We start from the raw sequence: 13,776 nt of genomic DNA on the forward strand, positions 1-13,776 counted from the left end.
TCTGGAACACGTTCTACGGTGTGCGCCGTCAGGACCGCCCTTGGGGAGCCTGGAGGCGCCGTGCACCTCGACCACACGCCCGAGCAGCAGCGGCTGCGCACCGAACTGCGGGCCTACTTCGCCGAGCTGGTCCCGGACAACGCCTACGCCCGGTACACCGACCCGGCCGAGCAGAAGCGGTTCTACCGCGCCACCATCCGCCGGCTCGGCGCGGACGGCTGGCTCGGCGTCGGCTGGCCCGAGGAGTACGGCGGGCGCGGGCTGACGGCGATGGAGCAGTTCATCTTCTTCGACGAGGCCGCGCAGGCCGGGGTGCCGCTGCCACTGATGGCGCTGAACACGGTCGGACCGACGATCATGCGGTACGGCACCGACGAGCAGAAGGCGTACTTCCTGCCCCGCATCCTCTCCGGCGAGATCGACTTCGCGATCGGCTACAGCGAGCCCGGCGCCGGCACCGACCTGGCATCGCTGAGGACCAGGGCGGTGCGCGAGGGGGACGAGTACGTCGTCGACGGGCAGAAGATCTGGACGACGAACGGCGACACCGCGGACTGGGTGTGGCTGGCCGTGCGCACCGATCCCGGGGCACCGCCGCACAAGGGCATCACCATGCTGCTGGTGCCGACGTCCGACCCCGGCTACTCCTGCACCCTGATCCGCACCCTCGCCTCCCACGACACCACCGCGAGCTACTACGAGAACGTGCGCGTCCCCGTCTCCCGCCGCGTCGGCGCGGAGAACGAGGGCTGGGGGCTGATCACCAACCAGCTCAACCACGAACGCGTCACCCTGGCCGCGCACGGCACCATGGCGATCCGCGCGCTGCACGACGTACGGCGCTGGGCGCTGGAGACCAAGCTCGCCGACGGCCGCCGGGTCGCCGACCTGCCCTGGGTGCGCCGGCTGCTCGCCCGCACCCACACCCGGCTCGACGCGCTCAAACTCCTCAACTGGCAGATGGTCACGGCCGTCCAGGACGGCACCCTCACCCCGCAGGACGCCTCCGCGGTCAAGGTCTACGGCTCCGAGGCCCGCCGGGACGCCTACGCCTGGCTCATGGAGATCCTCGCCGCGGCCGGCCCCCTCAAGGAGGGCTCGGCCGGCACCGTCCTCCACGGCGAACTGGAACGCGGCTACCGCTCCGCGGTCATCTTCACCTTCGGCGGCGGCAACAACGAGATCCAACGCGAGATCATCTCCTGGCTGGGCCTGCGGATGCCGAGGGTGCGGCGGTAGGACCGCTCGGACACCGAAGCCGTCGAGCCGGTCACGCACGAGGGCTTTGAAACGGTCGGGGCGACGAGGGCGAGGCCCGGCCCAGAGGACCTGGACGTTTATTTCGAAGGGCCTGGGAGAATGAGCCGAGGGTCCGTGCCGCGTGGTTTCGGGTGGTGCGGGCCACCGGAGACCTTCCGTCGGCGGGGTCGACGGACCGATGAGGGGTGACGTGCGATGGTCGTGGACGCGTCCGCGGGTGATCCCGGGCTGTTCACGCCCGGCTCGGTGACCTGGCAGATGCACGGTGACCCCATGATGTGGGTCGCGGGGGTGCGGGCGCTGTATCTTCAGGCGCTGCATCCGCGGGCGGTACGGGGGGTGACGCAGAACTCCGACTTCCGGCGGGACGCCTGGGGGCGGCTGCGGCGGACCGCGAACTTCGTGGGGACGACGACGTACGGCACCACCGAGGCCGCCGAGCGGGCCGGGGCCCGGGTACGCGGCATCCACGCCAGGCTGACCGCGACCGACCCGGACACCGGCGAACGCTACGGCCTCGACGAGCCCGCCCTGCTTCTGTGGGTGCACTGCGCGGAGATCGACTCCTATCTGCACGTCCTGCGCCGCTCGGGGTTCCCGCTCACCGACGCCCAGGCCGACCGGTACGTGGCCGAACACCGCGCCGGCGCCCGGCTGGTGGGGCTCGACCCGGAGACCGTACCGGCGAGCCGCGCCCAACTGGCCGCCTACTTCGAGAAGGTACGGCCGGAACTCGCCGCCGGCCCCGAAGCCCGCGAGGTGGAGAGCTTCCTGCGCCGCCCGCCGGCCCACCCGCTCCTGATCCCGGCGCGGGAGGTGCTGTGGCGGTGGGTGGCACACCTGGCGTACGCCTCCCTGCCCGCGTACGCCCACGAGCTGTACGGCAGGCCCGCCCCCGCGCCCGCCGCCGTCACCCGGAGGCTGCGCGCCACGGGCGCCGTGCTGCGCGCGATACCCGCCCGGGTGCGCTGGCAGCTCCCCCCGAAGCACATCCTGCGCGCCATGGCCCGCCTCGGCCCCGCCGCCCGTCCGGCCCCGGAGAGACTCCGTCCCTGACCGGCCCCCGCATCCGGGCCGGGGCCGGCTCTGGCCCTCGTGGATCAGCGCGTGCTACGAAGGACCATGTCCGCGAACGAGCCGACCCGCGCGTACGACGCCGTGATCGTCGGCGGTGGCCACAACGGCCTGGTCGCCGCCGCCTACCTGGCCCGGGCCGGCCGCTCCGTGCTGGTCCTGGAACGGCTGGACCACACCGGCGGCGCCGCCGTCTCCACCCGCCCCTTCGCCGGCGTCGACGCCCGGCTGTCCCGCTACTCCTACCTGGTCAGCCTGCTCCCGCGGAAGATCGTGCGCGACCTCGGCCTGGACTTCCGCATCCGCCCGCGCACCATCTCCTCGTACACCCCGGCGGAGCGGGCGGGCCGGCCCACGGGCCTGCTGGTCGGCGGGGGCGAGCAGCGCACCCGGGAGGCGTTCGCCCGGCTGACCGGCGGCGACCGCGAGTACACCGCCTGGCGGCGCTTCTACGGCATGACGGGCCACGTCGCCCGGCGCGTCTTCCCCACGCTCACCGAACCGCTGCCCGGCCGGGAGGAGTTGCGCCGCCGCATCGACGACGAGGCCGCCTGGCGGGCCCTGTTCGAGGAACCGGTCGGCGTCGCCATCGAGGAGACGTTCACCGACGACCTGGTCCGCGGCATCGTCCTCACCGACGCGCTCATCGGCACCTTCGCCGACGCCCACGACCCCACCCTGGTCCAGAACCGCTGCTTCCTCTACCACGTCATCGGCGGCGGCACCGGCGCCTGGGACGTGCCCGTCGGCGGCATGGGCGCGCTGACCGACGCGCTGGCCGCGGCGGCCCGCTCGGCGGGGGCGCGCATCGCCACCGGGCACGAGGCGGTCCGGATCGACACCGACGGACACACCGCCGAGATCACCTACCGCACGGCCGACGGCGAGGGCACCGCCGCCGCCCGGTACGTCCTGGCGGGCGCCTCCCCGCACCAACTGGCCGCGCTCACCGGCGACCCGGCGCCCGAGCCCGCCGAAGGCGCCCAGCTCAAGGTGAACATGCTGCTCACCCGGCTGCCCCGGCTGCGCGACCCCGACGCCGACCCCCGCGAGGCGTTCGCCGGCACCTTCCACATCGCCGAGGGCTACCGGCAACTCGCCACCGCCCACGCCGAGTCCGCCGCCGGCCGGCTCCCGACCGCCCCGCCGTCGGAGATCTACTGCCACTCCCTGACCGACCCCACCATCCTCGGCCCCCGCCTCGCCGAGCGCGGTTGGCACACGCTCACCCTGTTCGGCCTGCACACCCCGGCCCGGCTCTTCGACCGGGACAACGACGCCGTACGCGAGGAACTGCTGGCGGCCACCCTCGCCCAGCTCGACGCCCATCTCGCCGAGCCGCTCGCCGACTGCCTGGCCACCGACGCCGACGGCCGCCCCTGCGTCGAGGCGAAGACCCCGCTGGACCTGGAACGGGACCTCCGGCTGCCCGGCGGCCACATCTTCCACCGGGCCCTGTCCTGGCCCTGGGCCGAGGAGGGGGCGGGCCGTTGGGGAGTGGAGACCCGGCACGCGAACGTCCTGCTGTGCGGGGCGGGCGCGGTGCGCGGCGGCGGGGTGAGCGGGGTGCCGGGGCACAACGCGGCGATGGCGGTACTGGAACGGGACCGCCCCACCCCGCTCAGTCGGCCGACTTCCGCCAGCCCACCGCCGTGATCCGCGCCGCGTCCGCCGGGCGCGCCCCGTCGAACAGCACCATCCCGCCCGCCGCCACGCGCAGCGCGTCCACGTACGCGCCCCGGCCCACGTACCGCGCGTCGGTGCCGTACCGCCAGCGCAGCCCCAGGCCGGGGCCGGCCGGCAGCTCGGCCGACACCCGGTGCCACACCCGGCCCGACCAGCCGGAGACCGCGCCCGCCGGATGCTCCTCGGGGCCGCCGCCGGGCCGGACGGTGGTGAAGGGGACCGGCTGCCAGGTGGCGCCGCCGTCCGTGGTCGACTCCAACACCAGCTGGTCGGCGCCGGGTTCGGTGTCCCACCACAGGGCGCAGCGCAGCCGGGCCGTGCCCGCGGAGGTGTCCAGCGCGGGCAGCGCGAGCGTGGCGGCCGTGGCGTTCGCCATGCCCGAGAACCAGGCAGTACGGCCCCGGGCCGGACGGACCGGCACCGCGCGGGCGAGCCGGTCGCCGGCCGCCACCCGGGGCGCGGAACCGGAGCGCCACGTGCGCACCGGGTGCACGGAGTTGCCGAGCACGACCAGGAACGAGTCGGTCGTGGGGTCCAGTACGAGCGAGGTGCCGGTGAAGCCGGTGTGGCCGACCGTGCGCGGGGTGGCCATCGCCCCCATGTACCAGTGCTGGTACAGCTCGAAGCCGAGGCCGTGCTCGTCGCCGGGGAACGCCGTGTTGAAGTCGGTGAACATCAGCTCCACCGACTCCGGCCGCAGGATCCGGCTCCGGCCGTAGCGGCCGCCGTTGAGCAGGGTCCGGCCGAGGACCGCCAGGTCCCAGGCGCGGGAGAACACCCCGGCGTGGCCCGCGACACCGCCCAGGCTGTAGGCGTTCTCGTCGTGCACCTCGCCCCACACCAGCCCGCGGTCCAGCCCCGACCAGGGCTTGCGGGCGTCCTCGGTGGCCGCGATCCGCGGCTTCCAGGAGGCGGGCGGGCGGTAACGGGTGCCGTCCAGGCCGAGGGGACCGGTGATCTGCTCGTGCAGCAGCGCGTCCAGCGGGCGGCCGGTGACCGTCTCCAGGACCAGCCCCAGCGTGATCATGTTCAGGTCCGAGTACAGGTACGCCGAGCCCGGCGGGGCGAGGAGTGCCTCGTCCCAGATGAGCCGGAGCCTGTCCGCGTGGCCCGGCGCCGTGTACAGCGGCAGCCACGCCCGCAGACCGGACGTGTGCGTGAGGAGATGACGGATCGTCACCCGCTGTTTGCCCGCGCGGCCGAAGTCCGGCAGATACGAGGCGACCGCGCCCTCCAGGTCCAGCGCGCCCCGCTCGATCTGCTGCACGGCAAGGAGCGAGGTGAACAGCTTGGAGACCGACGCCAGGTCGAACACGGTGTCCCGGGTCATCGGCAGTCGCCGGTCGGGCGGCAACTCGACGCCGGTGTCGGTCTTCTCGTCGTACGCCGAGTAGCGCACCGCCATGCCGATCGGCTCGTGCAGGGCCACCGTGCCGCCGCGCCCGGCGAGCAGGACGGCGCCCGCGTACCACGGGTGCCGGGGGGAGGGGGCGAGGAACGCCTCCGCGTCCGCGACGAGTTGCCGCAGCTGCGCGGGGAGCAGCCCGGCGCGTTCGGGGGAGCCGTACCGCAGGGTGGTGCGGCGGCCGGACGCATCGGGCGCGGCGGCGGCCGGGCCCGCCGGGAACGCGCCGAGGGCCAGGGCGCCGCCCGCGGCCAGGGAGCCGGCCACGAGCCGCCTGCGGGTCGGCCCGCCCGCTCTTCCGCCTGCCAGGTTGTCCGTCATCGTCCGCGGCCTCCCGCCTGAAAGTATCTTTCCGGACCCGTCCCGCACCGTGAAACTTTCCTGTCAGGCGCGGGGCGTGTCAACGGGGCGCGAGGCCCTCCGCAGAATCTGACGAGTCATCAGGAAAGGTCTTCCGTCCTCCGCCCGGCTGCGCCATCCTGCGCCCATGCAGACGGAGCTGAGCAGGAAACTGGGAATCGAGCACGCCGTCTTCGGCTTCACGCCGTTCCCCGCCGTCGCCGCGGCCATCAGCCGGGCCGGCGGCTTCGGCGTGCTCGGCGCGGTCCGCTACACCGCCCCCGACGACCTCGCACGCGACCTCGACTGGCTCGACGCGCACACCGGCGGCCACCCCTACGGGCTGGACGTCGTCATGCCCGCCAAGAAGGTCGAAGGGGTCACGGAGGCCGACGTCGAGGCGATGATCCCCGAGGCGCACCGGCGGTTCGTGCGCGACACCCTCGCCGCGCACGGCGTGCCCGAACTGGCCGCGGGCGACACGTCCGGGTGGCGCATCACCGGCTGGATGGAGCAGGTCGCCCGCACCCAGCTCGACGTCGCCTTCGACCACCCGATCCGGCTGCTGGCGAGCGCCCTCGGCGCCCCGCCCCCCGACGTCGTCGCGCGCGCCCACGACCGGGACATCCCGGTCGCCGCGCTCGCCGGCAGCGCCCGGCACGCCGTGAAGCACCGGGACGCGGGCATCGACATCGTCGTGGCCCAGGGCTACGAGGCCGGCGGACACACCGGCGAGATCGCCACCATGGTCCTCACCCCCGAGGTCGTCGACGCCGTCGACCCGCTGCCCGTCGTGGCCGCCGGAGGCATCGGCAGCGGCGCCCAGGTGGCGGCGGCACTCACCCTCGGCGCCCAAGGTGTATGGCTGGGCTCCCTGTGGCTGACCACCACAGAAGCCGACCTGCACTCGCCCGCCCTGACCCGCAAACTGCTCGCCGCCGGGTCCGGGGACACCGTCCGCTCCCGCGCCCTGACCGGAAAACCCGCACGCCAGCTGCGCACCGCGTGGACCGACGCCTGGGACGACCCGGCCGGGCCCGGCGCGCTGCCGATGCCGTTGCAGGGGCTGCTGGTGGCCGAGGCGGTCTCCCGTGTCCAGAAGTACGAGGTGGAACCGCTGCTCGGCACGCCCGTCGGCCAGATCGTCGGCCGGATGACCGCCGAACGCTCGGTCCAGGCCGTCCTCGACGACCTCACCCGCGGCTTCGAACAGGCCGTGGACCGTATCAGCCGCATCGCCGGAAGGAGCGGCCGGTGACCACACCCCCCGCCGGCTTCTGGGCCCAGTCCGCCCAGGACCCCGACCGCACCGCCCTGATCGCGCCGGACGGTGAGGAGTGGACCGCCGGCCGGCTGCACGCCGCCGCCAACCGCCTGGTCCACGGCCTGCGCGCGGCCGGCCTGCGGCGCGGGGACGCCTTCGCCGTCGTCCTGCCCAACGGGCCCGAGTTCCTCACCGCCTACCTCGCCGCCACCCAGGCCGGCCTCTACCTCGTGCCGGTCAACCACCACTTCGTGGGCCCGGAGATCGCCTGGATCGTCGCCGACTCCGGCGCCAAGGTGCTCCTCGCCCACGAGCGGTACGCCGGCCCGGCCCGCCGGGCGGCCGACGAGGCCGGGCTCCCGGCGAGCCACCTGTACGCCGTCGGCACGGCCGAGGGCTTCCGGCCGTACGACCGCCTCTTCGCCGGACAGCCCGCGTCGGCACCCGCGGACCGGGAACTGGGCTGGGTCATGAACTACACCTCGGGCACCACCGGCCGGCCCCGCGGCATCCGCCGCCCGCTGCCCGGCAAACGCCCCGAGGAGGCCCACCTCGGCGGCTTCCTCGGCATCTTCGGCATCCGGCCCCATGACGGCAACGTGCACCTCGTCTGCTCGCCGCTCTACCACACCGCCGTCCTCCAGTTCGCCGGCGCGTCCCTGCACCTCGGCCACCGCCTCGTCCTGATGGACAAGTGGACGCCCGAGGAGATGCTCCGGCTCATCGACACACACAAGTGCACCCACACCCATATGGTCCCGACCCAGTTCCACCGGCTGCTGGCCCTCCCCGACGACATCCGGGCCCGCTACGACGTCTCGTCCCTGCGGCACGCCATCCATGGCGCCGCGCCCTGCCCCGACCATGTGAAACGCGCGATGATCGACTGGTGGGGCCCGTGTGTGGAGGAGTACTACGCCGCGAGCGAGGGCGGTGGGGCCTTCGCCACCGCCGAGGACTGGCTGAAGAAGCCCGGCACCGTCGGCAAGGCCTGGCCCATCAGCGAACTCGCCGTCTTCGACGAGGACGGCGAACGGCTGCCGCCCGGACGGCTCGGCACCGTCTACATGAAGATGAACACCGGCGGCTTCTCGTACCACAAGGACGAGACCAAGACGCGCAACAACCGCATCGGCGACTTCTTCACCGTCGGCGACCTCGGCTACCTGGACGAGGACGGCTACCTCTTCCTCCGCGACCGCAAGATCGACCTGATCATCTCCGGCGGGGTCAACATCTACCCGGCCGAGATCGAGTCCGTGCTCCTCGGCCACCCCGCCGTCGCCGACGCCGCCGTCTTCGGCATCCCGCACGACGACTGGGGCGAGGAGGTCAAGGCCGTCGTCGAACCGGCCCCGGGCCACGCACCCGGGCCCGCGCTCGCCGCCGCGATCCTGGACCACTGCGCCGGACGGCTCGCCCCCTACAAGCGCCCCAGGACCGTCGACTTCACCGCCGAGATGCCCCGCGACCCCAACGGCAAGCTCTACAAACGGCGGCTGAGGGAGCCGTACTGGCAGGGCCGCACACGCCCGGTGTGACCTCACTGTGGGCTCGCCACATGTGCGCCGGAACCATGTGCCGGACGTTCGGCACTCCCGGGTGCTTGACCCGCCCCGGGCGGTATGCCGAGGATCCTGAGGCATGACGCAGGCACAGGGCAGCACGGTCGACGGGATGCTGCGGCGCAGCGCCCGGCGCACCCCGGCGCGCGTCGCCGTCGAGTACGGCGACCGGGCGTGGACGTACGAGGAACTGGACGACGCCGTCTCCCGCGCGGCCTCGCTGCTGCTCGCCGAGGGCCGCACGCCCGGCGACCGGGTCGCCGCCTACGGCCACAACTCCGACGCCTATCTGATCGCCTTCCTCGCCTGCGCCCGCGCGGGCCTGGTCCATGTGCCGATCAACCACAACCTCACCGGCGACGACCTGGCCTACGTCCTCGGCCAGTCCGGCAGCGCGCTCGTCCTCGCCGATCCCGGCCTCACCGGGCGGCTGCCGGACGGGACGCGGACGCTGCCGCTGCGCGACACCGGCGACTCGCTGCTCGCCCTGCTCCCGGAGGCACCGCCGTACGACGGCCCGGAACCCCGCGCCGAGGACCTCGCGCAGTTGCTGTACACCTCCGGCACCACCGCCCTGCCCAAGGGCGCCATGATGACCCACCGGGCCCTGGTGCACGCCTACCTGAGCGCCATCACGGCCCTCGACCTCAAGGCCGGCGACCGGCCCGTGCACGCGCTTCCGCTGTACCACTCGGCGCAGACACATGTCTTCCTGCTGCCGTACCTCGCGGTCGGCGCGACGAACCTCATCCTGGACGCGCCCGACGGGGACCGGCTGTTCGACCTGATCGAGACCGGCCGCGTGGACAGCCTGTTCGCCCCGCCGACGGTCTGGATCGGCCTCGCGGGCCGCCCGGACTTCGCGACCCGCGACCTGTCCGGGCTGCGCAAGGCCTACTACGGCGCGTCGGTCATGCCCGTCCCGGTACTGCGGCGCCTGCGCGCACGGCTGCCGCACCTCGCCTTCTACAACTGCTTCGGCCAGAGCGAGATCGGCCCGCTGGCCACCGTCCTCGGCCCCGAAGAGCACGACGCGCGGCCGGACTCCTGCGGCCGCCCCGTCCTGTTCGTGGACGCCCGGGTGGTCGACTTGGACGGCACGGACGTCCCCGTCGGGGTCCCGGGCGAGATCGTCTACCGCTCCCCGCAGTTGTGCGAGGGCTACTGGGACCGGCCCGAGGAGACCGACGAGGCGTTCCGCGGCGGCTGGTTCCACTCCGGGGACCTCGCGGTGCGGGACGCCGAGGGCTACCTCACCATTGTGGACCGGGTGAAGGACGTCATCAACTCCGGCGGCGTACTGGTGGCTTCACGCCAGGTCGAGGACGTGCTCTACACCCACGAGGCGGTCGCCGAGGCCGCCGTGATCGGCCTGCCCGACGAACGGTGGATCGAGGCCGTCACCGCGGTCGTCGTGCCGCGCGCCGAGGTGACGGAGGATCAGCTCATCGCCCATGTGAAGGACAGGATCGCCCCGTTCAAGGCGCCCAAACGCGTGCTGTTCGTCCCCGAGCTGCCACGCAACGCCAGCGGCAAGATCCTCAAACGCGAACTCCGCGACCGTTTCGGCGACTAGAGACCGCTACGGCGACTGGAGACCGCTACGACGGCCGGGGACCACTTCCGGTACGGGGCACCGCCACGGTCACCGGGCGCCGGCCGGCCCCGGTCACCCTCCGGCCCCGGTCACCCTCCGGCCGGCCCTGGCCCGCCCGCGGCCCGGCGGCGCAGTGCGGCCTTCTTCGCGCGGTTGCCGCAGGTGCCCATCGAGCACCAGCGCCGGGTGCCCGGCCGCGAGGTGTCCAGGAACAGCGCCCCGCACGAGGTCCCCGCGCAGTCGCGCACCCGGCCCACGGCCGGGGAGGTGACCAGGTCCAGCGCGTCCCGGGCGACGAGGGCCAGCGTGGCACGCACCGGGTCCCCGGCGTGCCAGGCCAGCCGGCCCGAGGCGGTGAGCGCGGGAACCGGCACGGGACGGGCCGCGGCCTCGTTGACCAGGGCGCGCGCCCGCTCGTCCGGGGCCGCGCCGGCGCGGGCGGCGGTGATCAGCCGGTGGACCGCCTCGCGCAGTTCCCGCGCCGCGCGCACCAGGCCGGGCGGTACGTCGCCGGCCCCGGCCGGGCAGGGGCCGCACTGCCCTACCCAGGCGGCCAGGGCCTCGGCGTCGGGCAGTTCCTCCACGGCCTCGGCCGTGCCCCGCAAGCGCAGCGTCCGGGCGAAATCCAGACAGAGGCGGCCCGAACCCTGGCGGAAGCGGAGCGTCGTCGGCACCCCCTCACCCTACAAGGCGAACCGGTTTGACTGGTACCGTGCGGCAACCGTTCAAACCGGTTCCCGAAGAGGTGCCGCGTGTCCGCGTCCCCCGCACCGCCCACCCCACCCCGCCGGGTGATCCTCGTGCTCGCGCTCGCCTGCGGAGTGAGCGTCGCCACCGTCTACTTCCCCCAGGCCATCAGCGCGCTGATCGCCGCCGACCTGCGCGTCCCGGCGGGCGAGGCGGCCCTTGTCGTGACCGCGGCCCAGTTCGGCTACGCGGGCGGCATCTTCCTGCTGGTCCCGCTCGGCGACCGGCTCCCGCACCGCCGGCTCGTCGTCACCCTGCTCGCGCTGACCGCGGCCGGCCTGCTCCTCGCCGGAGCCGCGCCCACCCTCCCCGTCCTCGTCGCCGCGAGCGCCGTCACCGGCGTCACCACGGTCGTCCCGCAGATCATCATCCCGATGACCGCCGGACTCGTCCCCGCCGAACGGCGCGGCGCCGTCACCGGCACCCTCCTCAGCGGACTCATCGGCGGCATCCTGCTGGCCCGCACCTTCGGCGGCGCCCTCGGCGAGTGGCTGGGCTGGCGCGCCCCCTACCTCACCGCCGCCGCCCTGGTCCTCGCCCTCGCCCTGCTGCTCGCCCGGGTGGTGCCGGACACCACACCGACGTCCCGGCAGCCGTATCCCGCGCTGATATCCGCCCCGCTGCGCCTGCTGCGCGAAGAACCCGGCCTGCGGCGCTCCTGCCTCTACCAGGCGACCGTCTTCGCCGGCTTCAGCGCCGCCTGGACCGCGCTCACCCTCCTCGTGACCGGGCCGACGTACGCCATGGGCGCCCAGACCGTGGGCGTGCTCGGACTCGTGGGCGCCGCGAGCATGTTCTGCACCCCCATCGCCGGACGCGCGGCGGACCGCCGGGGACCGGACGCGGTGAGCCTGTGGTGTCTGCTCGGGGCGATCGGCTCGGCGGGGGTGCTGGTCCTCGGCGGCACGGGCGGCACCGCCGGGCTGATCGTGCTGGCGGCCGGCATGCTGCTCCTCGACGTGGCCGTGCAGGGCGGTCAGGTCGCCAACCAGGCCCGCAACTTCGCGCTCCGCCCGGACGCCCGGGCCCGCGTCAACACCGCCTACATGACCTGCGCGTTCCTCGGCGGCAGCGCCGGGTCCTGGCTCGGGGTACGGGCGTACGGCGGACTGGGCTGGCCGGGGGTGACGGGGCTGGTCGCCCTGATGGCCGCGATCGCGCTGGCCCGGCACCTGACCAGGCCGCGCCCGCCGGTCGTACCGGCCGGGGGCCCGGCGGCACCGAGCAAGGTGCCGTGAGGCCGGATCGAGCACGGTGCCGTGAGGCATGTTCGAGCACGGTGCCGTGAGGCCCGGATCCGGGGCGCGTCGCCCGCTGGACCCGGTCCCGCTGTACCCGGCCCCGGTGGGCCCGGCTCGGTCCCGCCTACCCGTCGCCCCCGGACCGTAGGTCCACGATCCGGCGGATCTTGCCCACCGACCGCTCCAGCGACTCCGGTTCCACGATCTCCGCCCGCACCGACACCCCGATCCCGTCCTTGACCGCCGCCACGATGGACCGGGCCGCCGCCTCCCGCGCCTCCGGCGGCGCGTCCGGGCGCGCCTCGGCCCGGACGGTCAGGGCGTCGAGGCGGCCCTCCCGGGTCAGGCGCAGCTGGAAGTGCGGCGCCACCCCGGGCGTGCGCAGCACGATCTCCTCGATCTGCGTCGGGAAGAGATTCACTCCGCGCAGGATCACCATGTCGTCGCTGCGCCCGGTGATCTTCTCCATCCGCCGGAACACCCGGGCCGTGCCGGGCAGCAGCCGGGTCAGGTCCCGCGTCCGGTACCGGACGACCGGCATGGCCTCCTTGGTCAGCGAGGTGAACACCAGCTCGCCCCGCTCGCCCTCCGGCAGTACCTCGCCCGTGACCGGGTCCACGATCTCCGGGTAGAAGTGGTCCTCCCACACATGGAGCCCGTCCTTGGTCTCCGCGCACTCCTGGGCGACGCCGGGGCCGATCACCTCGGACAGTCCGTAGATGTCGACGGCGTCGATCGCGAACCGCTCCTCGATCTCCCGCCGCATCGGCTCGGTCCACGGCTCGGCCCCGAAGACACCCACCCGCAGCGAGGTGCCGCGCGGGTCCACGCCCTGCCGCTCGAACTCGTCCAGCAGCGTGAGCATGTAGGAGGGGGTCACCATGATGACGGACGGTTCCAGGTCCAGGATCAGCCGTACCTGACGGGCCGTCATGCCGCCGGACGCGGGGACGACCGTACAGCCAAGCCGCTCGGCACCATAGTGGGCGCCCAGGCCGCCGGTGAACAGCCCATAGCCGTAGGCCACATGCACGACATCGCCGGGCCGGCCGCCGGCCGCCCGGAGGGACCGCGCCACCAGGTCGGCCCACATGGAGAGGTCGCGGTCGGTGTAGCCGACCAGCGTGGGCTGTCCCGTGGTGCCGCTGGAGGCGTGCAGCCGGCGGATCCGCTCCCGGGGGACGGCGAACATGCCGTACGGGTAGTTCGCCCGGAGGTCGGCCTTCGTCGTGAAGGGGAAGCGGGCCAGGTCGGCGAGCGTACGGCAGTCCTCCGGGCGGACGCCCGCCTTGTCGAAGGACTCCCGGTAGAACGGCACGTGCTCGTACGCGTGCCGCAGCGAGGCCCGCAGCCGCTCCAGCTGGAGCGCCCGCAGCTCCTCGGTCCCGAGCCGTTCGCCCGCGTCGAGCGGATCCACCGCATCCGTCATCGGAACGTTCTCCCTGCCCAGCCGTACATTCCGGACGACCGATCATTCGGTCGTCGCCGCTGGGGCAAGTAATTCAGGCCACCGGGCCCGAGGGCAAGGGGTCTGCGGGAATTTCCCGGCGGCCGACGAGTGGCGGGCGGCCGGGCGGGGCCTGACCGCCCGCCGGCAC

General features: G+C 74.0%; 10 protein-coding genes. 7 read left to right on the forward strand and 3 right to left on the reverse strand.

All coding sequences use genetic code 11. From position 1 onward, the window contains the following. Nucleotides 1-60 precede the first annotated feature (60 nt). The 3 genes from ACSURM_RS33080 to ACSURM_RS33090 all read left to right on the forward strand — a co-directional run bounded on the left by ACSURM_RS33080 (nt 61) and on the right by ACSURM_RS33090 (nt 3,990). Entirely contained in the window at nt 61-1,239 is a 1,179-nt protein-coding gene (locus ACSURM_RS33080; RefSeq protein WP_436959533.1) for an acyl-CoA dehydrogenase family protein, read from the forward strand. A 216-nt stretch (nt 1,240-1,455) separates the two neighbouring features. Then, the gene (locus tag ACSURM_RS33085; RefSeq protein WP_436959535.1) at nt 1,456-2,316 is read left to right on the forward strand and encodes an oxygenase MpaB family protein; all 861 of its coding nucleotides are present in this window, start codon (nt 1,456-1,458) and stop codon (nt 2,314-2,316) included. A gap of 66 nt (nt 2,317-2,382) precedes the next feature. Next, the gene (locus ACSURM_RS33090) at nt 2,383-3,990 is read left to right on the forward strand and encodes a phytoene desaturase family protein (RefSeq protein WP_436959537.1); all 1,608 of its coding nucleotides are present in this window, start codon (nt 2,383-2,385) and stop codon (nt 3,988-3,990) included. On the opposite strand, the gene ACSURM_RS33095 is transcribed toward ACSURM_RS33090, so the two are convergent. Further along, nucleotides 3,956-5,746 (reverse strand): serine hydrolase, encoded by a 1,791-nt coding sequence (locus tag ACSURM_RS33095; RefSeq protein ID WP_436959539.1) that lies wholly within the window; start codon nt 5,744-5,746, stop codon nt 3,956-3,958. The genes ACSURM_RS33090 and ACSURM_RS33095 overlap by 35 nt on opposite strands. Before the next feature lie 166 nt (nt 5,747-5,912). Here ACSURM_RS33095 and ACSURM_RS33100 point away from each other — a divergent pair, with 166 nt between their 5' ends. The 3 genes from ACSURM_RS33100 (at nt 5,913) to ACSURM_RS33110 (ending at nt 10,169) form a co-directional block, all read left to right on the forward strand. Beyond that, a complete protein-coding gene (locus ACSURM_RS33100; RefSeq protein WP_436959540.1) occupies nt 5,913-7,022 on the forward strand; it encodes an NAD(P)H-dependent flavin oxidoreductase in 1,110 nt (369 codons plus the stop codon). After that, nucleotides 7,019-8,569, forward strand: coding sequence for an acyl-CoA synthetase (locus ACSURM_RS33105; protein ID WP_436959541.1), 1,551 nt, complete (start codon nt 7,019-7,021; stop codon nt 8,567-8,569). The genes ACSURM_RS33100 and ACSURM_RS33105 overlap by 4 nt, the downstream gene beginning before the upstream one ends. Nucleotides 8,570-8,672: 103 nt before the next feature. After that, nucleotides 8,673-10,169 (forward strand): acyl-CoA synthetase, encoded by a 1,497-nt coding sequence (locus tag ACSURM_RS33110; protein WP_436959543.1) that lies wholly within the window; start codon nt 8,673-8,675, stop codon nt 10,167-10,169. A 110-nt stretch (nt 10,170-10,279) separates the two neighbouring features. Here ACSURM_RS33110 and ACSURM_RS33115 read toward each other — a convergent pair whose 3' ends face one another. After that, nucleotides 10,280-10,864, reverse strand: coding sequence for a CGNR zinc finger domain-containing protein (locus ACSURM_RS33115; RefSeq protein ID WP_436959545.1), 585 nt, complete (start codon nt 10,862-10,864; stop codon nt 10,280-10,282). Between the two features lie 78 nt (nt 10,865-10,942). Here ACSURM_RS33115 and ACSURM_RS33120 point away from each other — a divergent pair, with 78 nt between their 5' ends. Continuing rightward, nucleotides 10,943-12,175 (forward strand): MFS transporter, encoded by a 1,233-nt coding sequence (locus tag ACSURM_RS33120; protein ID WP_436959547.1) that lies wholly within the window; start codon nt 10,943-10,945, stop codon nt 12,173-12,175. Between the two features lie 127 nt (nt 12,176-12,302). Here ACSURM_RS33120 and paaK read toward each other — a convergent pair whose 3' ends face one another. Next, complete coding sequence (gene paaK, locus ACSURM_RS33125; protein WP_436959549.1) at nt 12,303-13,607, reverse strand: phenylacetate--CoA ligase PaaK; 1,305 nt, start codon at nt 13,605-13,607, stop codon at nt 12,303-12,305. Nucleotides 13,608-13,776: the final 169 nt, after the last annotated feature.

Source organism: Streptomyces sp. SudanB182_2057 (assembly GCF_964272715.1).
GTDB lineage: Bacteria > Actinomycetota > Actinomycetes > Streptomycetales > Streptomycetaceae > Streptomyces > Streptomyces rubradiris.